Source organism: Undibacterium sp. KW1 (genome assembly GCF_009937955.1).
Taxonomy (GTDB): domain Bacteria; phylum Pseudomonadota; class Gammaproteobacteria; order Burkholderiales; family Burkholderiaceae_D; genus Undibacterium.
In genome coordinates this window covers 992,252-1,013,270 of sequence record NZ_AP018439.1, presented here as the reverse complement: position 1 = coordinate 1,013,270, position 21,019 = coordinate 992,252, and the positions used below count along the sequence as shown (strand labels likewise).

22 protein-coding genes and 1 pseudogene are annotated in these 21,019 nt (G+C 51.0%); 2 read left to right on the top strand and 21 right to left on the bottom strand.

Annotated features, from left to right (window positions below; genetic code table 11):
- Positions 1–5 precede the first annotated feature (5 nt).
- Positions 6–263 carry a DUF2867 domain-containing protein gene (locus UNDKW_RS04565; protein ID WP_162057757.1) on the bottom strand — a complete coding sequence of 86 codons (258 nt, stop codon included), beginning with the start codon at positions 261–263 and terminating at the stop codon, positions 6–8.
- Positions 264–438: 175 nt separating this feature from the next.
- Between UNDKW_RS04565 and UNDKW_RS04560 the strand changes: the two are divergent.
- A pseudogene (locus UNDKW_RS04560) lies at positions 439–1,572 on the top strand (IS4 family transposase).
- 14 nt (positions 1,573–1,586) lie between these two features.
- On the opposite strand, the gene UNDKW_RS04555 reads toward UNDKW_RS04560, so the two are convergent.
- From UNDKW_RS04555 to rplM, 11 genes are all read right to left on the bottom strand, one after another.
- Entirely contained in the window at positions 1,587–1,877 is a 291-nt protein-coding gene (locus UNDKW_RS04555) for a DUF2867 domain-containing protein (protein WP_162057756.1), read from the bottom strand.
- A 3-nt stretch (positions 1,878–1,880) separates the two neighbouring features.
- Entirely contained in the window at positions 1,881–3,179 is a 1,299-nt protein-coding gene (glcF, locus tag UNDKW_RS04550) for a glycolate oxidase subunit GlcF (protein ID WP_162057755.1), read from the bottom strand.
- 3 nt (positions 3,180–3,182) lie between these two features.
- Positions 3,183–4,247, bottom strand: a complete 1,065-nt coding sequence (glcE, locus tag UNDKW_RS04545; RefSeq protein WP_162057754.1) for a glycolate oxidase subunit GlcE — start codon at positions 4,245–4,247, stop codon at positions 3,183–3,185.
- Between the two features lie 31 nt (positions 4,248–4,278).
- The gene (locus UNDKW_RS04540; RefSeq protein WP_162057753.1) at positions 4,279–5,757 is read right to left on the bottom strand and encodes an FAD-linked oxidase C-terminal domain-containing protein; all 1,479 of its coding nucleotides are present in this window, start codon (positions 5,755–5,757) and stop codon (positions 4,279–4,281) included.
- A gap of 192 nt (positions 5,758–5,949) precedes the next feature.
- On the bottom strand, positions 5,950–6,438 hold the full coding sequence (locus UNDKW_RS04535; protein WP_162057752.1) for an ankyrin repeat domain-containing protein: 489 nt from the start codon (positions 6,436–6,438) through the stop codon (positions 5,950–5,952).
- Positions 6,439–6,598: 160 nt separating this feature from the next.
- Positions 6,599–6,949, bottom strand: coding sequence for an iron-sulfur cluster insertion protein ErpA (erpA, locus tag UNDKW_RS04530; protein WP_110255173.1), 351 nt, complete (start codon positions 6,947–6,949; stop codon positions 6,599–6,601).
- A 48-nt stretch (positions 6,950–6,997) separates the two neighbouring features.
- Complete coding sequence (locus UNDKW_RS04525; RefSeq protein WP_162057751.1) at positions 6,998–7,387, bottom strand: polymer-forming cytoskeletal protein; 390 nt, start codon at positions 7,385–7,387, stop codon at positions 6,998–7,000.
- A gap of 101 nt (positions 7,388–7,488) precedes the next feature.
- Complete coding sequence (locus UNDKW_RS04520) at positions 7,489–8,214, bottom strand: DUF6776 family protein (protein WP_162039946.1); 726 nt, start codon at positions 8,212–8,214, stop codon at positions 7,489–7,491.
- A 10-nt stretch (positions 8,215–8,224) separates the two neighbouring features.
- Positions 8,225–9,262, bottom strand: coding sequence for an N-acetyl-gamma-glutamyl-phosphate reductase (gene argC / locus UNDKW_RS04515; protein WP_162057750.1), 1,038 nt, complete (start codon positions 9,260–9,262; stop codon positions 8,225–8,227).
- Between the two features lie 168 nt (positions 9,263–9,430).
- Positions 9,431–9,823, bottom strand: a complete 393-nt coding sequence (gene rpsI / locus UNDKW_RS04510) for a 30S ribosomal protein S9 (RefSeq protein ID WP_162039944.1) — start codon at positions 9,821–9,823, stop codon at positions 9,431–9,433.
- Between the two features lie 9 nt (positions 9,824–9,832).
- On the bottom strand, positions 9,833–10,261 hold the full coding sequence (gene rplM, locus UNDKW_RS04505) for a 50S ribosomal protein L13 (RefSeq protein ID WP_110255178.1): 429 nt from the start codon (positions 10,259–10,261) through the stop codon (positions 9,833–9,835).
- 443 nt (positions 10,262–10,704) lie between these two features.
- On the opposite strand from rplM, the gene UNDKW_RS04500 reads away from it, so the two are divergent.
- A complete protein-coding gene (locus tag UNDKW_RS04500; protein WP_162057749.1) occupies positions 10,705–11,160 on the top strand; it encodes an OsmC family protein in 456 nt (151 codons plus the stop codon).
- Here the strand turns inward: UNDKW_RS04500 and UNDKW_RS04495 are convergent.
- From UNDKW_RS04495 to UNDKW_RS04455, 9 genes are all read right to left on the bottom strand, one after another.
- Complete coding sequence (locus UNDKW_RS04495) at positions 11,145–11,924, bottom strand: BPSS1780 family membrane protein (RefSeq protein WP_162057748.1); 780 nt, start codon at positions 11,922–11,924, stop codon at positions 11,145–11,147. The genes UNDKW_RS04500 and UNDKW_RS04495 overlap by 16 nt on opposite strands.
- Positions 11,921–12,886, bottom strand: a complete 966-nt coding sequence (locus tag UNDKW_RS04490; RefSeq protein ID WP_162057747.1) for a homoserine kinase — start codon at positions 12,884–12,886, stop codon at positions 11,921–11,923. Before UNDKW_RS04490 ends, UNDKW_RS04495 begins: the two co-directional genes overlap by 4 nt.
- 42 nt (positions 12,887–12,928) lie before the next feature.
- Positions 12,929–13,372: a hypothetical protein gene (locus UNDKW_RS04485; RefSeq protein ID WP_197893093.1), complete on the bottom strand. Its 444-nt coding sequence runs from the start codon at positions 13,370–13,372 to the stop codon at positions 12,929–12,931.
- 217 nt (positions 13,373–13,589) lie between these two features.
- A complete protein-coding gene (locus UNDKW_RS04480; protein WP_162057746.1) occupies positions 13,590–14,648 on the bottom strand; it encodes a porin in 1,059 nt (352 codons plus the stop codon).
- A gap of 393 nt (positions 14,649–15,041) precedes the next feature.
- Positions 15,042–16,277, bottom strand: coding sequence for a multidrug effflux MFS transporter (locus tag UNDKW_RS04475; RefSeq protein ID WP_162057745.1), 1,236 nt, complete (start codon positions 16,275–16,277; stop codon positions 15,042–15,044).
- A gap of 97 nt (positions 16,278–16,374) precedes the next feature.
- Positions 16,375–17,856 carry an NAD-dependent succinate-semialdehyde dehydrogenase gene (locus UNDKW_RS04470; protein WP_162057744.1) on the bottom strand — a complete coding sequence of 494 codons (1,482 nt, stop codon included), beginning with the start codon at positions 17,854–17,856 and terminating at the stop codon, positions 16,375–16,377.
- Between the two features lie 111 nt (positions 17,857–17,967).
- Positions 17,968–19,182, bottom strand: coding sequence for a class I SAM-dependent RNA methyltransferase (locus tag UNDKW_RS04465; protein WP_232063234.1), 1,215 nt, complete (start codon positions 19,180–19,182; stop codon positions 17,968–17,970).
- Positions 19,183–19,289: 107 nt separating this feature from the next.
- Positions 19,290–19,712 (bottom strand): CopD family protein, encoded by a 423-nt coding sequence (locus UNDKW_RS04460; protein WP_162057743.1) that lies wholly within the window; start codon positions 19,710–19,712, stop codon positions 19,290–19,292.
- A gap of 29 nt (positions 19,713–19,741) precedes the next feature.
- Positions 19,742–21,007 (bottom strand): glutamate-5-semialdehyde dehydrogenase, encoded by a 1,266-nt coding sequence (locus UNDKW_RS04455; protein ID WP_162061758.1) that lies wholly within the window; start codon positions 21,005–21,007, stop codon positions 19,742–19,744.
- Positions 21,008–21,019: the final 12 nt, after the last annotated feature.

Sequence of the window (21,019 nt, the reverse complement as noted above, 5' to 3'; positions counted from 1 at the left end):
TGAAGTCACAGGCGCCCCGCCAGTATTGCCTGGCGTATCAGAAGTTTTAAGCCCCAGCGATGAAAAGGGCGTATCAGTTGCATATAGGCACGCCCAAACCAGTTGTGAGTGATGCAGACCGTTGATATGACAATAGCGACGGTCTGCCCTTGTTCCACACGCATAATCGAAAGCCGGAAATCCAGATGGCGATTGTCGCGTCCGGCAACCAGTTCTTCTGAACTCAAATAAAAAATAGGCCATGCTCCTATTTTTTCATCCACTTTCACTAGTGTCCCAACGTTTTCACATCAGGGGTTTGTAAGTCAATGATTTGTTTGCATAAAATGATGTTTTTATCTGGTCTCGATTTGAACGTCGAGGCGCAGAATTGGAGCTTTTTGCGGATATCCGCCAAAGGCTCCTACGCATCAGGGCAAACTCGTTTTCTCGCAGGTCATGACGTATTTGCCACTGACCACTTTTCGATGATGCGTCGCAGCCCACAGGGGCGATCACAAGGTCAAGGATTTTTCCTGTCTGGATCAATTCTTCGCCATGGCCTTTGCGCAGTTGACCTATCGGGAATCGTTGCGCGATATCGAAGTCAATTTGCGCGCCCAGCCCCATCGGCTGTACCACATGGGATTTCGCTGCGCGACGATTTCCCGCAATACGTTGGCCAATGCAAACGCCACGCGCCCCTGGCAAATTTACGCCGATCTGGTGCAACATCTGATTGCAATGGCGCGCCCGTTGTATGCCAGCGAACCATTTGGCGTGGACCTCGATGCAACGGTCTATGCGTTCGATGCCACTACCATCGATCTGTGTTTATCGGTGTATCCGTGGGCACCTTTTCGATCCGCCAAGGCGGCCATCAAATTGCATACACTGCTGGACCTGCGCGGCTCTATTCCCAGCTTCATTCATATCACCGACGGCAAGACCCACGAGGTCAATATTCTCGACGATCTGCTCATCGAGCCAGGAGCGTATTACCTGATGGATCGCGGCTACCTGGATTTCGCCCGATTGCACAGGCTGCATGCGGCGGGCGCCTTCTTTGTCACGAGAGCAAAAAGCAATACCAAGTTCAAGCGTCGGTATTCGCAGCCAGTCGATCGGGCGACGAGCAGCGTTATCTGCGATCAAACGGGCGTACTCCCGCTCTTCTACGCAAGCAAGGACTACCCGGCAACTTTGCGTCGTGTCGTCGTCAAGGACGACACTGGGGAACGCATCATTTTTTTGACCAACAATTTCACTCTCAAACCGGAGATGATCGCAGCGCTTTACAAGCAGCGTTGGCAGGTCGAATTGTTCTTCAAGTGGATCAAGCAACATTTGCGTATCAAGACCTTTCTGGGAACCAGCGAGAACGCCGTGAAGACGCAAATATGGATCGCGGTCTGTACTTATGTACTCATCGCTATCGTCAAAAAACGTCTGCATTTGCCTCACAGTCTTTACGAAATTCTACAAATCCTGAGTCTCACCATGTTTGAAACAACACCAATAAATCAACTACTTACGCCGCCATCGGGAAATCTCAATGACGAAAATCAACCAAAACAGATGTCTCTACTATGAGAAACGTTGGGACACTAGTGATCCACTTTATAATCTGATCTCATGCGTGGATGCATGATTTCTGCCTTGTCTGGTACGGCAACACCAAATAGTGACATCAGGTAATTACGGCTGAGCATGATGAATTTCATCCATGCTGGCCTGTGCATGAAAATCGCGTGAAATGCATCACTGACTGTCAGTTCGCCACGACCAAGCTCAACCCTGTACGAATCGCGATAATAGGCTGCATGCACTAGCTCGGGCATCAGCACACTTTGCTCTGGATGCCCGCATTCGCTGAGGCGTGTGCGCTGGCCGGGCATGTGTCACTCGGGTTTATTTACAGCGGATGGCGCACTGACAGCTTCAGGTAAATCCTGACTTATCACAGAGTCCTGCAAGGCCCTGTCTATGAGTTCTATCCAGTGTTGCACCGACAATTCTGTGCCTGATTGCAAATGCGTGAGGCATCCTATATTCGCCGACAAGATCATCTCTGCATCTGTCGCCTCCAGATTGCGTAGCTTATTATCCCGCAATTGATACGAGAGCTTGGGTTGCAGGACAGAATAAGTACCGGCTGAACCGCAGCATAGATGGCTGTCGGCACACAGCTTCACATCGACACCTATCGCCGTCAACAGGCCCTCAACCTTGCCGCGTATTTGTTGACCATGTTGCAGCGTACAAGGCGGGTGCCAGGCGATGCGCTTGCTGAGTGTGTTGATATTGCCTTGCAGGCGCTGCACCAATTGCGGCTGGAATTCTGGCAAAATTTCACTAAGGTCACGGGTCAGCATGGATATTTTTCCAGCCTTGCCTGCATAGGCCTCATCATGTGCCAGCAAATGCCCATACTCTTTTACCGTGGCACCGCAGCCGGAGGCTGTCATGACGATGGCTTCTGCACCGGCCTCTACATAGGGCCACCAGGCATCGATATTCTGGCGCATATCATTGAGGCCATCTTCATGCTCATTCAGGTGATAGCGTATGGCGCCGCAACAGCCAGCCTTGGGAGCAATCTGCAATTGTACGCCCATGGCATCCAGCACCCTGGCAGTGGCAGCATTGATATTTGGTGACATCGCGGGCTGTACGCAGCCATCGAGCAAGAGCATCTTGCGGGCGTGTTCAGCTTGCGGCCATAGTCCTGTATATTGCGCGACCGGCACTTTATTTTGCAAAGCCTTGGGCAAGACTGCGCGCAGGCTTTGCCCCAGCTTCATCGCTGGATTGAATATCCATTTGCGTGGCAGCACGGCTTTGAGAGCGGCGCGATTCAGTTTTTGGAATAGCGGGCGGCCTACCTGTTTTTCGACTACCTGACGGCCTATATCCACCAGGCGACCATATTGCACACCGGATGGGCAGGTGGTTTCGCAATTGCGACAAGTCAGGCAGCGGTCCAGGTGTTGCTGGGTTTTGACTGTAGCAGGTTTGCCTTCCAGTACCTGCTTGATGAGGTAGATGCGGCCACGCGGGCCATCAAGCTCATCGCCGAGCAATTGATAAGTCGGGCAAGTGGCGGTACAGAATCCGCAATGCACACACTTGCGCAAGATATCTTCAGCCTCTTTGCCTTCGCGTGTGTCTTTGATGAAATCAGCGAGATTGGTTTGCATTGTTTACCAGCCTTTGTACATGCGACCGGGGTTGAATATACCGGCGGGATCAAAAGTATTCTTCAGGCGTCTGTGTATTTTTTCTATGGATGCAGACAAGGGGGCGAACACGCCTGTGCTCTTGTCACCACCACGGAATAAACTCGCATGACCACCGGCTGCCAATGCCGCCAGGCGTATCAGCTCTGGTTTTTCTGTGCTGTAGAGCCAGCGCTGCGCTCCACCCCATTCAATCATGGATTTGCCGGTCAGCTTCAAGGCTGGGCTGGTAGATGGTAGCGACAAACGCCATAAGCCGTGTTCTTCTTCCTGCTGGAAAAAATCCAGGGTCTGTTCGCGCAAAGCCGTCCAAAAAACCGTGGCATCCTGCATTTCTTCACCACCCAGCCTGGCCTTGGCAGCACGCACTGCAGCCTCTGCGCCAGACAGACGCAGCATCAGACGGCCTACATGCCAGCAACTGGCCGAGATAGGCAAGGCCTGCCCTGCCCACTGATTCAAACGCGTCAGCGCATCTGCTTCTGACAAGGCAAACACCAGGGTGGTTTCTGCAAATGGCTTGGGCAAAACCTTGACGGAAATATCCAGCAGCAAACCCAGGCAACCCATGGAACCAGTGAGCAGACGAGAGACATCATAGCCAGCGACATTCTTCATGACCTGACCACCAAATTCCAGTATTTGCCCTTGGCCATTCATGAGGCTGGCGCCCAGCACAAAATCACGCACAGTACCGACGGCAGGCCGCCGTGGGCCAGACAAGCCTGCTGCGACGACACCGCCTATGGTGGCGGTAGCACCAAAGTGCGGTGGCTCGAATGCCAGCATCTGGTTTTGTGCTGCCAGGGCGGTTTCTATTTCTGTCAGCGGCGTACCGCTGCGGGCTGTCAGTACCAGTTCGGTCGGGTCATAGGCCAGGATGCCGCTGTAGGCGCTGGTATCCAGTACCTCACCCTGCACTTCCTGCCCATACCAGTGCTTGCTGCCACTGCCCTGTATCTGCAGCGCGGTGCCACTGGCACTTGCTGCCACTATGCGTTCACGAAAATTGTCTAGCGTCGTTTGCATGCCATCGTCCAATTAAGTCTAGCCTCTGTCTTTAAAAACGCGGCAAATCAGGGAACTTCACTACGCCTCTTTTCACATGCATGCGGCCGTATTCAGCGCAGCGGTGCAAGGTAGGTATGGCTTTATCCGGATTCAGCAAGGCCGCAGGATCAAAAGCCCGTTTCAGGGCGAGGAAGGCGGTAATCTCTTCACTGGAAAACTGTACGCACATGGAATTAATTTTTTCAATGCCTACGCCATGTTCACCGGTAATCGTGCCGCCGACCTTGACACACAACTCCAGTATCTCGGCACCAAATTCCTCGGCCCTGTGAAACTCACCTTCTTTATTTGCATCAAATAAAATCAGTGGATGCAGGTTACCATCGCCTGCATGAAAGACATTGGCGCAACGCAGGCCATATTTTTCTTCCATGGCGGCGATGCCGATCAGGACTTGCGCCAGATGCTTGCGCGGTATCGTGCCATCCATGCAGTAATAATCGGGAGAAATACGGCCCGCAGCGGGAAAAGCATTCTTGCGGCCAGACCAGAAACGCAGGCGTTCTGCTTCAGTAGTCGACACTGCCAGTGCGGTGGCGCCTGCCTGCTCCAGCACGGCGCTCATGCGGGCGATTTCTTCTTCGACTTCTTCTATGGTACCGTCTGATTCACAGAGCAAAATAGCCTCGGCATCGGTGTCATAACCCGCCTGCACAAAGGGTTCCACCATGCGTGAAGAGGTCTTGTCCATCATCTCCAGCCCGGCAGGAATGATACCTGCCGCAATCACGCTGGCAACCGCATTACCGCCTTTGACGACATCATCAAACGACGCCATGATGACGCGCGCAGTTTGCGGCTTGGGTATCAGTTTGACGGTCACTTCAGTGACGACACCGAGCATGCCTTCTGAACCTATGAACACCGCCAGCAAATCCAGACCAGGCGCATCCAGCGCTCCACCACCCAGCTCGATGACTTCGCCTTCCATGGTGATGGCGCGCACGGCCATGACATTGTGTACGGTAAGGCCATATTTGAGGCAATGTACACCACCAGAATTTTCTGCCACATTGCCGCCTATGGTGCAGGCGATTTGTGAAGATGGGTCGGGTGCGTAATACAAGCCATGTGCAGATACCGCTTCAGAAATCGCCAGGTTACGCACGCCTGGCTGTACCACGGCAGTGCGGGCATAAGCATCGACCTTGATGATCTTATTGAGCTTGGCTGTTGACAGCACCAGGCCATCAGCAATCGGCATGGCTCCGCCAGACAAACCGGTGCCGGCACCACGCGGCACGATGGCAATCTGCTTTTCACGGCAGATATTGATAATGCTGATGACCTGGCTTTCATTCTCTGGCAGGGTCACCACCATCGGCAACTGGCGGTAGGCAGCCAGACCGTCGCATTCATAAGGACGGGTATCTTCTTCATCATACAAAATGCAATGCGCAGGCAATTGCTGACGCAGTGCGCGCACAAGGTCTTGCTGGCGTGAAGATATGACTAGGGATGCTTCCATGCTGGCTCCTGTTTATTCAAGGAGTGTAATCAGCTTTAATGCTCTTGTGATGAATTGTTCTGAGAAATTGCCGCAAATACTTTTCATTATTCCTTGCGGAAGTGCAGTATGCAACAGTCTGTCAGACAGGCTGCTTCGCAGGGCGAGATATTGCCTGCCAAGTCGATAATAAGAATCACTTGGAAGGCTTACTTATTTAGCTCCGGCTCTCACCGGAACTTCTATCATTTTCTTGTTGGCTTTTGCTGCATCTTTTGCAGTGGACAAAGGTGTATCCCCGTTAGGTGCGGTGGCATTCACATCAGCTTTTTTACTGATCAGCAGTTGCACTGTTTCCAGCTTATCCGCCATCACGGCACAGAATAAGGGGGTATGTCCGTCACCATTGGTAGATTCTATGCTGGCGCCTGCCTTGAGCAAGGCCAGGATAATGTCGTTGTTACCCTTCAATGCAGCCTGAGTCATGAAGGTGGGTGCCGCCCGGCTGTCTTCCTGCAAGTCCAGCCTGATCTTGTTCTTGATGAGTTTCTCTACGGCAGGGGCATCATTGTCATTAATTGCCTTGAGCATGGCAAGATACTGGCGGTGCTCTGCTTTGCCTAGCTCTCCTTGAGCAGCGTGCGCTGGTACTGCTATCGCGAGTGAAAGGGAGATCAGGGCAAATGCCAGTTTATTTTTCATGTTGAACCACCTCTTTAGATTGCCAAAAGCTTAAAGGGCGGAATCTTACAGGAAATCATCCTGTATTCAATTTATCCAGAGTCAGTAAAATGTAACAAATTGGCATGAAAAAAAGCAAAAAGGACGCCTAAGCGTCCTTTTTCAGGCAAATCAACAAGGATTATGCTGAGAACGAAGAGCCGCAACCACAAGTGGTTGTTGCATTTGGGTTCTTGATAACAAACTGTGCGCCTTCGAGGTCGTCCTTGTAATCGATTTCTGCGCCAACCAGGTACTGGTAGCTCATGGAATCGATCAGCAAATGGACGCCATTCTTGGTCATGGTCGTATCATCTTCATTGGTGATTTCATCAAATGTGAAACCATACTGGAAGCCTGAGCAACCGCCGCCTTGTACAAAGACGCGCAGTTTCAGGTCAGGATTACCCTCTTCTTCAATCAGCTGGGCTACTTTGGCAGCGGCGCTTTCAGTGAAAACAATGGGTGCGGGCATTTCGGCAACAGCGTTCATAATTACTCCTTCAGACTATTTACCATCATTATAGACCCGCACTGAAATCTATGCATTGCTCGCTGCGAGTTTCAGGACAGGTTCTTGCGCCTGGTCATGGCTGAGCTTGCCAGAAACCACGGCACCACTCAGCATTTCCAGTGTTTTATAGTGTACGTCGCCAAATATTTGTGCTTTTGGCTGTAATTCAAGCAATTCTGACGAAAATACCGGGCCATTGATGACGCCATTGACAACGATATGGGCTGCACGGACTTCACCATCAATTTTTGCCTGCTCAGAGATCACCAGCATGCTGGATGCTTCGAGATCAGCGACAACATTGCCGCGAATATGACCATCAATGCGCAAACCGCCCTTGAAATGCAAATCACCTTGTATGACCGTGGTTGCACCGATCAAGCTATCTATGGTGTTTTTTGTTTTTCGGTTAAACATTCTTGCTCCCTTTTGAGGAAATAAGCCAGAACCCGCAGCAGATGAGAAATGCTATTTTTAGCAATTGCAGCAGTTTCTTTGCGTGGTTTATAAATTGACCGCTATAAATTGACCATTTGCTGAGCCCGGGTCTGGCCATTTGCTAACACCTTGGCCTGTACAGCTTTAACCGTAGCTCCCTCTGGCAAGGTGATCGTACCTTCCAGCCTTTGATAATGCCGGAATGATAACTTCAACTTCCCGGCATCGCCCGATTTAGGATCGGGAAACAGCATCGTAGCAGGTTTACCAACTTGTACCAAGTTCAAGCTAAATTGCATTTCCCCAGTGAAATCCCGCCCCGTCTTGCCACCTTGCATGACCAGCGCCCTGTAGCGCAACTGGCCAGGGCTTAGCATTTCCACCTTGAAATTTTGCAGGGAAATCCCTTCTGCGCCTACGGCTGAGGGCGTCAGGCTTTCAAAAAAAGCCAGGTCATCCTTGAGCTTGAGGTTTTCTGTCGTCAGTGCCTTGACCTGGTCGGTCAATTGCTTCTGGGTAGATTTGTCAATATTGACAGTGCTCTCTATGGTATTGGCTGCCAGTGACAGCTTGTCACGTTCGGCAGTCAATTCCTTGATTTTTTCTTTGAGTTCTTCGACCTGGTCAGCACTGATCCTGGAACCAAAGGCAAAGCTCTTGCCGAGGTCATAAGTCCACCAGGCAACGCCGGCAGCAATGCCAATGACGATGCCAGCCATGGCCACTTTAAATGTCCATGGCTTTTCATGCGTAATCGTCATTTTTGGCGCCAGGAAGCGCTTGGGAGTCAGACGTGACTTTGCCATGGCTGCGTGATTACGGCAGCACTGGTACGTGCATCAGGCCGGTATTTTCGGCCAGGCCAAACATCAGATTCATACACTGTACCGCCTGGCCGGATGCACCTTTGACCAGGTTATCCTGCACGACCAGTATGACGACGGTATTGCCATTGTTTGGTCTGTGCAAAGCCAAGCGCAACATGTTGGAAGCGCGGGTGGAACGTGTCTCAGGATGCGAGCCGAATGGCAGGACATCAACAAAGACTTCATCCTTGTAGGCATTTTCAAACAGGGCCTGCAAGTCTTCGTTGCTGATTTCTGTAGTCAGGCGCGCATACAGAGTGGAATGCATGCCGCGTATCATAGGCACCAGGTGCGGCGTGAACAGCAGGCCGATCTGCTCTTTGCTGATGCGCTGCAATTGTTCTATGGTCTCAGGGGTATGCCTGTGGCCGGATACGCCATAGGCTTTGAAGGTGTCACTGGTCTCAGAGAACAAGAGACCAAGCTCAGCCTTGCGGCCTGCGCCGGAGACGCCGGATTTGCAGTCAGCGATGAGGTTACCGGCATCAATGATGCCTGCCTTCAGCAGCGGTGCAAAACCCAGTTGCATGGTGGTTGGGTAGCAACCAGGATTACCAACTACCCTGGCGGTCTTGATCGCGGCCCGGTTCAGCTCTGGCAAGCCATAAACAGCTTCTTCCAGCACATCGGTACAAGTGTGCGGAATGCCGTACCATTTTTCAAACTCGGCCACATTCTTCATGCGGAAATCTGCTGCCAGGTCGATGACCTTGACGCCAGCGGCCAGCAATTCAGGTGCCTGTGCCATGGCGACGCCATGCGGGGTGGCGAAGAAGACGACGTCACATTCCTTGAGGTTGGCTTTATCTGGCGCAGAAAAAGCGATATCCACGCGGCCACGCAGGGAAGGATACATTTCAGAAACCGGCAAGCCATCTTCCTTGCGGGAAGTGATTGCCGTGATTTGCGCTTCAGGATGGGTGGCCAATATGCGCAATAATTCTACCCCGGTATATCCCGTGCCACCTACGATGCCAATTTTAATCATATGCTTTCCTTGCAAGAAATTTTGACGCTATTCTAGCAGCATAAGAGTCCATGCCGTCGAGACTGAAAAAACTCGTTACATGCTTCAAAGCAAAAAAGCCGCCCTTGCAGGCGGCTTTCTCTTGTAACAATTGCAGCAATTGTAGTAATTGCTTCCAGCGATAAAAAATTAACGCTTGGAGAATTGTTTTGCGCGACGTGCTTTGCGCAGACCAACTTTTTTACGTTCAACTTCGCGAGCATCACGAGTAACGAAGCCAGCTTTGGACAATTCAGATTTCAAAGTTGCATCGTAGTCGATCAGGGCGCGAGTGATACCGTGACGAACAGCACCGGATTGGCCGGATTCGCCGCCACCGTGAACGTTAACCATAATGTCGAATGTTTCGAGATTATTAGTCAGTTCCAGAGGTTGACGGATGACCATCAGGCCAGTTTCACGAGAGAAATACTCGTTAGCCGGTTTGCCGTTGACAACGATCTTGCCGCTGCCGGATTTCAGGAATACGCGAGCAACTGCGCTCTTGCGACGGCCAGTTCCGTAGTTGTAATTACCGATCATGGCTAATCCTTAGATGTCGAGTACTTGTGGTTGCTGAGCTGCATGCGGATGTGTTGCATCTGCATAGACTTTCAGCTTCTTGATCATTGCATAGCCGAGTGGGCCTTTAGGCAACATGCCTTTAACAGCTTTCTCGAGTGCACGACCTGGAAAACGCTCTTGCATTTTCTGGAAATTTGTTTCATAGATACCGCCTGGATAACCAGTGTGACGGTAGTATGTTTTGTTCAGAGCTTTAGTACCAGTCACGCGCAGTTTGCCTGCGTTAACAACAACGATAAAATCGCCTGTGTCTACGTGTGGTGTAAATTCTGGTTTATGTTTGCCGCGTAAACGGAGTGCCACTTCGCTGGCAACACGTCCGAGTACTTTATCTGTCGCGTCAATCACGAACCAGTCGCGCTGAACCTCATGGCCCTTAGCGGAAAAGGTTTTCATGTTGAATCCTAATAAAAGTTAAAAACGCCCTCAAATATGCTGTGTTTTTGGTGGTTCTGCCATTCATTTCAGCAGACTCGTCCTTATCACTTCTCCCTTGGGCGATCAGGGAGTCGGAAATTATAGTATTTTCAAAGACTTAGTGCAAGAACTGTTTAATTTTTGTGCAGTCTTTGCAGGCACTATGTGGAAATTTTGCAGAAATAGGGCAAAAAAAAACCCGAAGACTGGCTTCGGGTTGAATCCACCAAAGGAGTAGGTGGAGGAGACAATTGCAAGGTTAGTTGACAGACTTGCCACTAACTAACCGATGAGTCAATAATAGGACAAGAAATTGTGCAGTGCAAGGTAATTTACAGTTTTTTGCGCAAAAGTTCACGATTTTGAGCAATAGGCTACAATCTGAGCACGGTATTTTCTATTTCAACGGAGGGGAGCAAAGAATGGAAGCAACAGTACGCTGGACAGGGTCGTCCGGCATGTCTTTTCTGGCAGAAACCGGTTCCGGTCATGCTGTATTAATGGATGGCGCACCTGATGGCGGCGGCCGTAATCTTGCGCCCCGCCCTATGGAAATGGTATTGCTGGGCACAGGTGGCTGCTCGGCTTATGATGTGGTGCTGATTTTGCGCAAGGGCAAGCAGGATATCCGTGGCTGTGACGTCAAGCTGACAGCCGAACGTGCGGAAACCGAGCCCAAGGTATTCACCAAGATCAATTTTCACTTCGTCGTGCGTGGCCGTCAGTTGAAAGCCAACCTGGTTGAACGCGCTATCAAGCTGTCACATGAAAAATACTGCTCTGCATCAATCATGCTGGAAAAGACAGCAGAAATGACGCATAGCTATGAGATCATCGAAGACCTGGATCTACCCTCAGAACATCAGGTAGCAGGCTGATCTCCTGCATCCGGCTTACCAAAAACATCTGTGTAAGTCGGATAAGAAGAGCAATAAGCGATAACAAAAATAAGAAATGACAATGCTGCAAGCATAAGTGCTGCAACATAAATATCTATTCCTGCAAAAATAAGTGCAAACGGGCTGACCAGTATCATCACACCATACAAGGCAAGGACATAGACAATGAAGGCTTTCCAGGAATGCAGCACGGCAAAGAAACTATAGAACATGGATTTCATCAGCGACATTCGCTGCCATACCATCAACGGAACGCTGTACCAAAATGCCATCGCAAATGGAATATAAAACAGGACCGAAAAGAAAATACCCTTGAAAGGAAAAGCTTGCTGCAGCGCGTTCGCATCCATAGGTCCGGCCGTTTGCATAATTTTTACGAAGGCCTCGATATCTCCGTCAGCCAGTGCATCAGACAGTAAGCCCGTTACAAATATGGCCAATATACGGAAGACACCTGACCCCAGCAAAGCCATCCTGTGCTGAGATTTAAAACCGATAAAAAGCAAGCTGGGCGTTATTCTCTGCTCGTTTTCTACCAGCAAACAGGCTTGCATAAGCCCGACTGAAAATACCGGGAACAAAAACAGGCTCAGGAATTGCCCTGCGACAGGAATGAACTTCAGCAATTGAGTCAGCATCATCCATAAGAAAAACAAGCTGATCAACTCTGCGGGCCGTTGACGGAATAGCGCAAAACCCCGGGCCACCCAGGTCCAGCCTGACCTTGCATCTACTGTTTTCATGTATTGACAGGCAATGCTGGCACACGACCCGATTCACGCAGGCGCAAAATGCGCTCAAAATGCGTAGGATCATGCGGGGTCAGCATCTCTGCATCCCTGGGCTGGTAAAAATCATACAGGCGCGACAACCAGAAACGCAAAGCCGCTGCACGCAACATGGGTTGCCAGGCAATGCCCTCTTCTTTGGTGAAAGGGCGTACTGCATGGTAAGCTTTCAGCAAGGCCAGCACGCGCGCCTCATCCAGCACGCCAGTGGCGACGTCAATACACCAGTCATTGACGGTTACGGCCACATCAAAAATCCAGGTATCACAACCGGCGAAATAAAAATCAAAGAAACCGGTCAGGCGCTCGCCGTCGAACATCACATTATTGCGAAACAGGTCGGCATGCACAGGGCCACGCGGCAAGGCGCGGTAAATTGGCGTACTGTCAAAAGCATCCTGGAAATGGACTTCGGCACGCAACAAGTGCTGCAACTCATCTGACAGGAAAGGCAAAACCTTGGGTGTGGTCTCATGCCACCAGTCCAGCGAACGCAAATTAGGTTGCTGTATGCTGAAATCCTTACCTGCAATATGCATGCGTGCCAGCATCGCGCCGACTTCTGCACAATGCACTGCCTGTGGCTCCATTTGTGAACTGCCTTCAAGCTTGCTGACAATGGCAGCAGGCTTGCCATGCAAAGCAACTACTAACTCACCCTGATCATTGGCAATAGGTGCGGGCACCAGTACACCATGATCCGCCAGGTGACGCATGAGTTTCAGATAGAAAGGCAGTTGCTCAAAACTCAGGTTTTCAAATATCGTCAATACAAACTCACCTGCCTCTGTATTGATAAAGAAATTACTGTTTTCTATGCCTGAGGCGATGCCCTTGATACTTAAAGCCTTACCCAAAGGGAATTGCTGCATCCAGGGGCCAAGGTCTTCCAGACTTACCGGTGTAAAAACTGCCATGTCGATTAAAAATGAGGGCTAAGTGAATGCTTACTTAAATGCTTACTTCGATGCTGCAGCACTGGCGGAAGCGGCTGATTTAGCTGGTGCAGGAGCCAGTACATCAGGAGGATTTCCCTCTTTCACTTCTTTTTTGCCACCGAATTCAAGGATGGTCCATTGGGCTGCACGGTTGGCATCGCCCTGTACCGTGCCTTTTGGGGCATTACCTACATCGGTATCTGTCTTGACTGTGTAATTGCTTTTGCCAGACTTGACCTGTACTTCAGTCCCCTTGCCGCCAATGACGCGCTTTTCCGTCACTTTGGTCCTGGGTTCTGGCTTACTCACTGATACACCTTTGGGATCAGGGACTTCTTCCAGTTTCTCCATCTTCGGTGGAGGTGGCACATCGGCCTTGGAAGGAGCTTGTGCGAAAACGGCCTGTCCTGCAGTAGAAGCCAGCATAAACGTCAGTAATACTGCGGATTTTTTCGTGATTTTCATGATGAAGCCCGGAAAAGATATATAGGCATTGTAACAAACCCAGCCGTGTCTGACAGGAATATCCCTTCAGACCCCATACAAAGCGACTGTCAGCGTTCGCCTGCACCCTGAATTACAACGTAGCTCAGACTGCGGCAGGTACTGCAGATAAAAAAAGAGTGCCCATAAAGGGCACTCTTTTATACATCGTCAGGAAGGGACTAGCCCTTCTGTCGAATTAGAACTGGTGACGTACGCCAGCAGTCAATTCTTTTACAGTTGCGCCGTTCACAGCTGCCAACTCTTTGGAAGTTGAATCTTGTGTCAAACGTGCAAATGCAGCGTACAAGTCAGTGCGCTTGGACAGGTTGTAGTTGTAAGCAATAGCGAATTGTTTTGCATCGCCAACAACTTTGCCTACGCTAACAGGTGTGTCATTTTTCAATTGTGTAAAACCAGCAAATACTTTGCTGTTTGCGGCAACTGGAACTGTCACTGCCAGAGTGTATGCTTTCTTTTCCAGAGTCAGGTCGTCTGTCGTTTTTTGATAGATGAATACTGGCTTGGCAACGCCGAAATCGTAAGAAGCTGCAACAGAAACACCTTTTTTGGCGTTTGTGAACAGTTTTGCGTCTTGTGCATTGTCTTTCAGGTAGTTGAAGCCAACTTCCAGAGCGTCAACTTTGTAACCCAGGGTCAAGCCCAGGGAACGGCCTGCAGAGTTATCACCAGCAGCTTCGCCGAAACCGTATTGTGCAGCAGCAGAGAAACCACTCAGGTTACCTGGTGTGTAGTAGAAAACGGAATTGCTTACGCGGCCTGTGGAGTTAGCATTAACGCCAGCAACAGTTGCAGAGCCACCAACGAAGTACAGTGCGCGAACGCCATTACCATTGTTGATCAGAGCGGAACCGAACGGATCGAAGTTGTCGAAGTATTTCAGAGTTGGAGACTTATCACGGCCAAAATCAACTGCACCGAAATCGCCAGACAGACCAACTGTAGAACGACGACCAAAAGTACGGCCTTGATCGGATTCGCCTGTATCAACCTGAACGCCTTGCTCCAGAACGAAGTTTGCTTTCAAACCGCCGCCCAGATCTTCAACGCCTTTGAAGCCGATACGGGAACCTGCTTCTTGACCACTTTGGATCTTGTTGAAGCGACCAGCTGGAGTACCGTTGTCCAGGCTTTGGAAGCCAACGTCTACAACACCGTAGATAGTCACTGTAGATTGTGCGAAAGCCGCGCCAGAGAAAGCACTCATCAGAGCGAGTGCGAAGATTGATTTTTTCATTATCATGTATCCAAAAATGAATGTTAAGTTTTTACCAACATCATCAAGTACGGTAAAAACAGAAGCACAGGTGTTTTACAGCCTTGAATCAGCAAGAGATCCAATGACAAGCGGCACGATACCTGTGAAAAGTGACAACTTGATGAATTCAATGTGTTTAGAAAGCTACACTTTAATTAAGTTCGCAAAATAAAGACACGATGGATATCTTATTTGCATATGCGGAACGAATAGTACACAAAATCCAGAAAAGCTGCTGACACGCTTGATTTTGTACCATTGTTGCAAAGCATCAATTATATAGGGGCAGCAAAATGCATTTCAAGTAACTGACTCAAAATTTATTTACTTCTTAAAAAGTATCTAAATTTTGTTTGACTATTCGCAAATCAATCAGTCAATAGTTTCCCAGGCATTTTGTTGTTGCGCTGTCATGGCACGCCAATAAGCCCGGCCCGTGAACCACATGATGGCACCTATGCCGGCACACGCAAATTGACCTAATGCCAGCGTCAGAACAGAATGATCAAGAGCTGGCGCAACAATACCGGCAATCACTGCACCCAATAGTGTTACCGTGGCCGACTGGCAGGAAGCAACGATGCCACGTATATTCGGGAACAAGTCCAGTACCAGCAGAGTCGCCCCAGGAGCCACCAGTGACATACCAAAGGTATAGAAAAACAGTGGAGTCACCGACCACAGGAGAATAGGTGGAGAAAAATAATGAAAGATGACATTGAACAAGGATGCGCCTATCAAAAAGCAAAAGCCTATGCTGACCTGTTTCCAGACTGTCATTTTGCCCGCCAGGCGATTGGCGGCAAGGGCACCTAAAAAGATACCACCGACTGAAGGCACAAATTGCCAGCCAAACTGATCTGGCCCCAGATGCAAATGCTGAGTGACAAAAGCCGGGGCAGCGGAAACATACAGGAACAGGCCGGCAAAATTAAAAGCAATAGTGCCAGCCTTCAAGTGAAACAACGGTGACTTAAATACTTTTTTATAACTGACCCATAAAAATTCAGCACTGAAGGGCTGGCGCTTATCCATAGGCAGGGATTCTGGCAAACGCTTATAGCAAGCCCACCACAGAACCACTGTATAGCCAAACAACAACAGAAAAATTGCCCGCCAGCCAATAAAGCTGACTATCCAGCCCCCCAATATGGGCGCAATCGCCGGCGCGATAGAGAAAATCATGGTAACCAAAGACAACAGACGTTCAGCCGGTGCGCCAGCATACAAGTCACGGATAATGGCACGCCCCACCACCATGCCAGCCCCGGCAGACACGCCTTGCAGGATACGGAAGCCCCACAGGTAATGAATGCTGTGCACAGAAGCACAACCAAAGCTGGCAACGGCAAACACCGCCAGCGCCACCAAAATCACATTACGCCTGCCAAATGCGTCCGACAAAGCGCCATGCCATAAGGTCATGACGGCAAAGGACAGCATATAAGCTGTCAGGGTCTGCTGCACTTCCAGTGCACTCGCATGCAGGGTCTGCTGGATATTGGGGAAGGCAGGGAGATAAGTATCAATCGAGAACGGACCAAGCATGGCCAGGGCAGCCAGTAAGGTCGCCAGGCCAGCATTACTGATCTTGGTTGCAGAGGACATGGGCAAATTCAGTGTTGCGCCTGATAGCCAGGACAGCTATCAGGCATGGGACTACAAATTGGGGGCTAAGAGCCTGCAGCGATTACAAGGCTGAAGTTCAGATGCCACCCATGCAAAGGTATTTCATTTCCAGGTATTCATCCATGCCGTATTTGGAGCCTTCACGCCCCAGGCCGGATTGTTTGACGCCGCCAAACGGTGCTACTTCATTTGAGATCAGGCCGGTGTTGATACCCACCATGCCATATTCCAGTTTTTCAGCAACCCGCCAGACACGGCCTATGTCGCGAGAATAAAAATACGAAGCCAGGCCAAAGTCAGTGTTATTCGCTGCGGCAATGGCTTCTTCTTCAGTCTTGAACTTGACGACTGCGGCCACCGGGCCAAAGGTTTCTTCATTCATGATCAACATGCCAGATGTGACATTCGACAGCACGGTTGGTTCATAAAAAAGTTTGCCAGCTTCCAGCAATTTGCCGCCAGCCTGTAAGCTTGCACCTTGCTTGAGGGCATCGGCCACATGCTCTTCTACCTTGGCGACTGCCTGCGCATCGATCATCGGCCCCTGGTTGATACCAGTGGCAAAACCATCGCCCACCTTGATCTTTTTAGCACCGGCTGAGAGTTTTTCAACAAAGGCATCGTAAATCGATTCGTGCGCATAAAAACGGTTGGTACAGACACAGGTCTGGCCTGAGTTGCGGAATTTCGACTGCAAGGCCCCTTCCACCGCAGCATCCAGGTCAGCATCTTCAAACACGATGAACGGAGCATGGCCGCCCAGTTCCAGCGCCAGCTTTTTGACTGTCTGGGCAGATTGCCGCATGAGGATACGGCCCACCGGCGTTGAACCCGTGAAAGACAAGTGCCGTACAACCGGGCTGTCGCACAAGACCTTGCCGACAGCGATGGATTGCTCAGAGTCAGCCGTGACGATATTGATGATACCTGCCGGTATGCCCGCCCTGTGCGCCAGCTCTGCCATGGCCAGGGCAGACAAAGGCGTCTGCTCGGCAGGTTTGATAACGATAGAGCAACCAGCGGCTACCGCAGGCGCCACCTTGCGCGTGATCATGGCGATAGGAAAGTTCCATGGTGTGATCGAGGCGCAGACGCCAATAGGTTGCTTCAAGACCACCATGCGCTTGTCGCTCCAGGTTGAGGCCATGACATCGCCAGACACGCGTTTGGCTTCTTCAGCAAACCATTCTATGAAACTGGCACCGTAGATGACTTCACCCTTGGCTTCTGCCAGCGGCTTGCCCTGCTCTGCCGTCATGATGGCGGCCAGATCGTCGGCATTCTCTATCATAAGGTCAAACCATTTGCGCATGAGCGTCGCGCGTTCTTTGCCGGTTTTTGCGGCCCAGAGCGGGAAGGCCACTTGCGCGGCCTTGATGGCCGCCTCGGTATGGCTGGCGTCCAGATTAGGGACTGTACCCAGTATTGCCAGCGTGGAAGGATTATTCACTTCAAAACTGGCTGTGCCTGTGACCCACTCGCCATTGATGTAGGCCTGGTTGCGTAATAAGGACGGGTCTTTCAAATTCAGTTGTTTGGCGGTTGATTCCAGTGCCATGACTACATCTCCTTGCAGAATCTTGAAGTGAAGCCTCAAGCCTAAAGCAAAACGGCCAGGTCTGCTGAGACCTGGCCGCTTTTTCAGTAGCTTATTGCCATAGCATGAAAATTATTCAGCTATATCTTTGGGTTTGGCTTCTTCCCTGCGGTTAAAACCTGCCACCATGTCAAAGCGGAACAAACGGCATTCCAGTGCGCCATTGAAGAATGGGGTCTTGCGCGATTCTTTCAAACGCAACATCTTGGGCAAACCCAGATCCGCAGTGAACAGGAACACACTCCAGCCAGCAAAGCGCTGTTTGAGTGTGGTACTGAAGGCACTGAAGAAATCCTTGGCCATATCATCTTCTTCCATCGTGCTGTCACCGCGCACACCGATACGTTCACCGTAAGGCGGGTTGGTCAGCAAGATGCCTGGCTCTGTCGTTGGTGCCTTGATTTCCTGCGCTTCTATCTGTTTCAGCGGCACGTCAAAACGTATGCCCGCCTTGTTCAGGTTATTGCGTGTCATGACTATCATGTCGCCAGAAATGTCGCTACCGAAAATCGTTGGCTCAGCCGGCAAAGGATGTGGCTTGGCGCTGGCCTTGATCTGTGCCCAAGCATCGGCATCGAACTGATGCATTTTCTCGAAAGCGAATTCACGCTTCAGGCCTGGTGGTATGCCCGCCAGGATTTGTGCAGCTTCGATGAGGATGGTGCCAGAACCGCACATGGGATCAAACAAAGGTGTGCCCGGCTTCCAGCCTGCGGTGCGCAGCAAGCCTGCTGCCAGGTTTTCACGCAAGGGCGCGTCACCGGTTTCCAGACGCCAGCCGCGCTTGAACAAAGGTTCGCCAGAGATATCCAGATACACCGTAAAATTGCGTGCATCCATGAAACCGACGATGCGCATGTCAGGGTTCTTGGTATTGACTGAGGGGCGCTGGGTGAATTGGTCGCGGAAACGGTCGCAGATCGCATCCTTGATTTTGAGCGTGGCAAAGTCCAGGCTCTTCAACGGTGATTTGACTGCCGTGACATCAACACGGATGGTATGGTGATAGCCAAACCAGTCTTCCCAGGGCTGGGCCAGCACCAGGTCGTAAATATCATTTTCATTGGTATAGCCAGAATGCGCCATACGCATCAACACGCGCGAGGCTATGCGTGAATGCAGGTTGATACGCCAGCCATCATGCAGGCTGCCTGAGCAATGCACACCGCCCGGCACCTGATTATGGACAGTCATGGTTTTATCCAGGGCTGCAATTTCTCCGAGCTCTTCAGCCAGGGCTATTTCCAGGCCACGTGGGCATGGGCAAAAATAAGAATAACGCGTCATAGGAGTACCCTTTATCCGTTAAAAAAAACGATGGTGAATATTCACCGCCAATTGTTGGCCTGGAGTTCTGCACTCCAGGTCAACCGTACTTGGAAACCTCGTCAAACCTAAAAAGGTTTGACGACTACCAAAATCAATATCGCCAGCAACAAAATCACCGGCACTTCATTAAACCAGCGGAACCAGACATGGCTGCGCTTGTTAACGCCCTTCTCAAACTTTTTCAGCAAACTGCCACAGGCGTGGTGATAACCTATCAGCAAGATCACCAAAGTCAGCTTGGCATGCAGCCAGCCATTACCCGGGCCCTTCCATATGCCATAGCCTAGCCACAACCACAGGCCGAAGATCAGTGCCAGTACCGCCAATATCGTCATGAAACGGTACAGCTTGCGCGCCATCAGCAACAGACGCTCTGTCGTCGGCGGATGATTTTCCATCGCCAGGTTGACAAGGATACGGGGCATATAAAACAGGCCTGCGAACCAGGACGTGACGAACAGGATGTGAAAAGCTTTTACCCAGAGCATGGCTTACTTTCTTTATTGGTGTTTCATTGCTACTGACGTATTTCGCCGTGACCAAAGACTACATACTTCATGGAGGTCAGACCTTCCAGTCCTACCGGGCCACGGGCATGCAGCTTGTCATTCGAGATACCTATCTCAGCACCCAGGCCATACTCAAAACCGTCAGCAAAACGCGTGGAAGCATTCACCATCACCGAGGCTGAATCAACTTCGCGCAAGAAACACAGGGCGTGGCTATAGTCTTCTGTGATGATGGATTCTGTATGTTTGGATGAATAATCATTGATGTGCGTGATGGCTTCATCCAGATCAGCCACTACTTTGATGGCCAGGACAGGCGCCAGGTATTCAGTGCTCCAGTCTTCTTCTGTTGCTTTGGCCAGATGCGGGTAGCCTGCCAGTATTGCAGCGGCGGCTTCATCGCAACGCAATTCCACCTGCTTGCCTGCATACAGTTCAGCCAGTGCTGGCAAGACCTGGGCTGCAATACCTTGCGCGACCAGCAAGGTTTCCATGGTGTTGCAGGTACCATAGCGGTGGCACTTGGCATTGAATGCGACATCCACGGCTTTTTTGAGGTCAGCCTTGTCATCGATATACACATGGCAGATGCCATCAAGATGTTTGATCATGGGCACGGTGGCTTCTTGCATCAAGCGTGCGATCAAGCCCTTGCCGCCACGCGGGACGATGACATCGACATACTGCGGCATGGTAATCAGTTCACCAACAGCGGCGCGGTCTGTGGTCTCGACGATCTGTACAGCATCGGCAGGCAAACCAGCACCGGCCAGGCCTTCCTTGACCAGTTTAGCCAGCGCCTGGTTGCAATGGATAGCTTCTGAGCCACCACGCAAAATGGTGGCATTGCCACTCTTGATGCACAGGCCGGCGGCATCCACCGTCACATTCGGGCGTGCTTCGTAAATGATGCCGATGACGCCCAGCGGCACGCGCATTTGCCCTACCTGTATGCCGGTGGGGCGGTATTTCATGTTCGAGATTTCACCTATGGGGTCAGCCAGGCTGACGATCTGCTCCAGGCCCTCTGCCATGGTGGCAATCGCCTTGTCAGACAGGGTCAGCCTGTCAAGCATGGCGGCTTCCATGCCTGCTGCCTTTGCTGCCGCCAGGTCAAGTTCATTGGCAGCGCGCAAGGCAGCAGCTTCACGCCTGATGGCAGCAGCGATCAGGGACAGGGCCTTGTTCTTGGCGGCGGTATCGGCTTTGGCCATGGCGCGCGATGCTGCGCGGGCACGGATGCCGAGGTCGTTCATGTAGTGCTTGATATCCATATCGTCATTCAG

Coding starts and splice junctions, on each gene's coding strand:
- UNDKW_RS04520 (WP_162039946.1), bottom strand. CDS start 8,214: ATGGCAAAGTCACGTCTGACTCCCAAGCGCTTCCTGGCGCCAAAAATG.
- UNDKW_RS04455 (WP_162061758.1), bottom strand. CDS start 21,007: ATGGATATCAAGCACTACATGAACGACCTCGGCATCCGTGCCCGCGCA.
- UNDKW_RS04475 (WP_162057745.1), bottom strand. CDS start 16,277: ATGTCCTCTGCAACCAAGATCAGTAATGCTGGCCTGGCGACCTTACTG.
- rplM (WP_110255178.1), bottom strand. CDS start 10,261: ATGAAAACCTTTTCCGCTAAGGGCCATGAGGTTCAGCGCGACTGGTTC.
- UNDKW_RS04495 (WP_162057748.1), bottom strand. CDS start 11,924: ATGAAAACAGTAGATGCAAGGTCAGGCTGGACCTGGGTGGCCCGGGGT.
- argC (WP_162057750.1), bottom strand. CDS start 9,262: ATGATTAAAATTGGCATCGTAGGTGGCACGGGATATACCGGGGTAGAA.
- UNDKW_RS04525 (WP_162057751.1), bottom strand. CDS start 7,387: ATGTTTAACCGAAAAACAAAAAACACCATAGATAGCTTGATCGGTGCA.
- UNDKW_RS04540 (WP_162057753.1), bottom strand. CDS start 5,757: ATGGAAGCATCCCTAGTCATATCTTCACGCCAGCAAGACCTTGTGCGC.
- rpsI (WP_162039944.1), bottom strand. CDS start 9,823: ATGATCGGTAATTACAACTACGGAACTGGCCGTCGCAAGAGCGCAGTT.
- glcF (WP_162057755.1), bottom strand. CDS start 3,179: ATGCAAACCAATCTCGCTGATTTCATCAAAGACACACGCGAAGGCAAA.
- UNDKW_RS04555 (WP_162057756.1), bottom strand. CDS start 1,877: ATGCCCGGCCAGCGCACACGCCTCAGCGAATGCGGGCATCCAGAGCAA.
- UNDKW_RS04465 (WP_232063234.1), bottom strand. CDS start 19,182: ATGACGCGTTATTCTTATTTTTGCCCATGCCCACGTGGCCTGGAAATA.
- UNDKW_RS04535 (WP_162057752.1), bottom strand. CDS start 6,438: ATGAAAAATAAACTGGCATTTGCCCTGATCTCCCTTTCACTCGCGATA.
- UNDKW_RS04490 (WP_162057747.1), bottom strand. CDS start 12,886: ATGGCAGTTTTTACACCGGTAAGTCTGGAAGACCTTGGCCCCTGGATG.
- glcE (WP_162057754.1), bottom strand. CDS start 4,247: ATGCAAACGACGCTAGACAATTTTCGTGAACGCATAGTGGCAGCAAGT.
- UNDKW_RS04460 (WP_162057743.1), bottom strand. CDS start 19,712: ATGCTCTGGGTAAAAGCTTTTCACATCCTGTTCGTCACGTCCTGGTTC.
- erpA (WP_110255173.1), bottom strand. CDS start 6,949: ATGAACGCTGTTGCCGAAATGCCCGCACCCATTGTTTTCACTGAAAGC.
- UNDKW_RS04480 (WP_162057746.1), bottom strand. CDS start 14,648: ATGAAAAAATCAATCTTCGCACTCGCTCTGATGAGTGCTTTCTCTGGC.
- UNDKW_RS04500 (WP_162057749.1), top strand. CDS start 10,705: ATGGAAGCAACAGTACGCTGGACAGGGTCGTCCGGCATGTCTTTTCTG.
- UNDKW_RS04485 (WP_197893093.1), bottom strand. CDS start 13,372: ATGAAAATCACGAAAAAATCCGCAGTATTACTGACGTTTATGCTGGCT.
- UNDKW_RS04470 (WP_162057744.1), bottom strand. CDS start 17,856: ATGGCACTGGAATCAACCGCCAAACAACTGAATTTGAAAGACCCGTCC.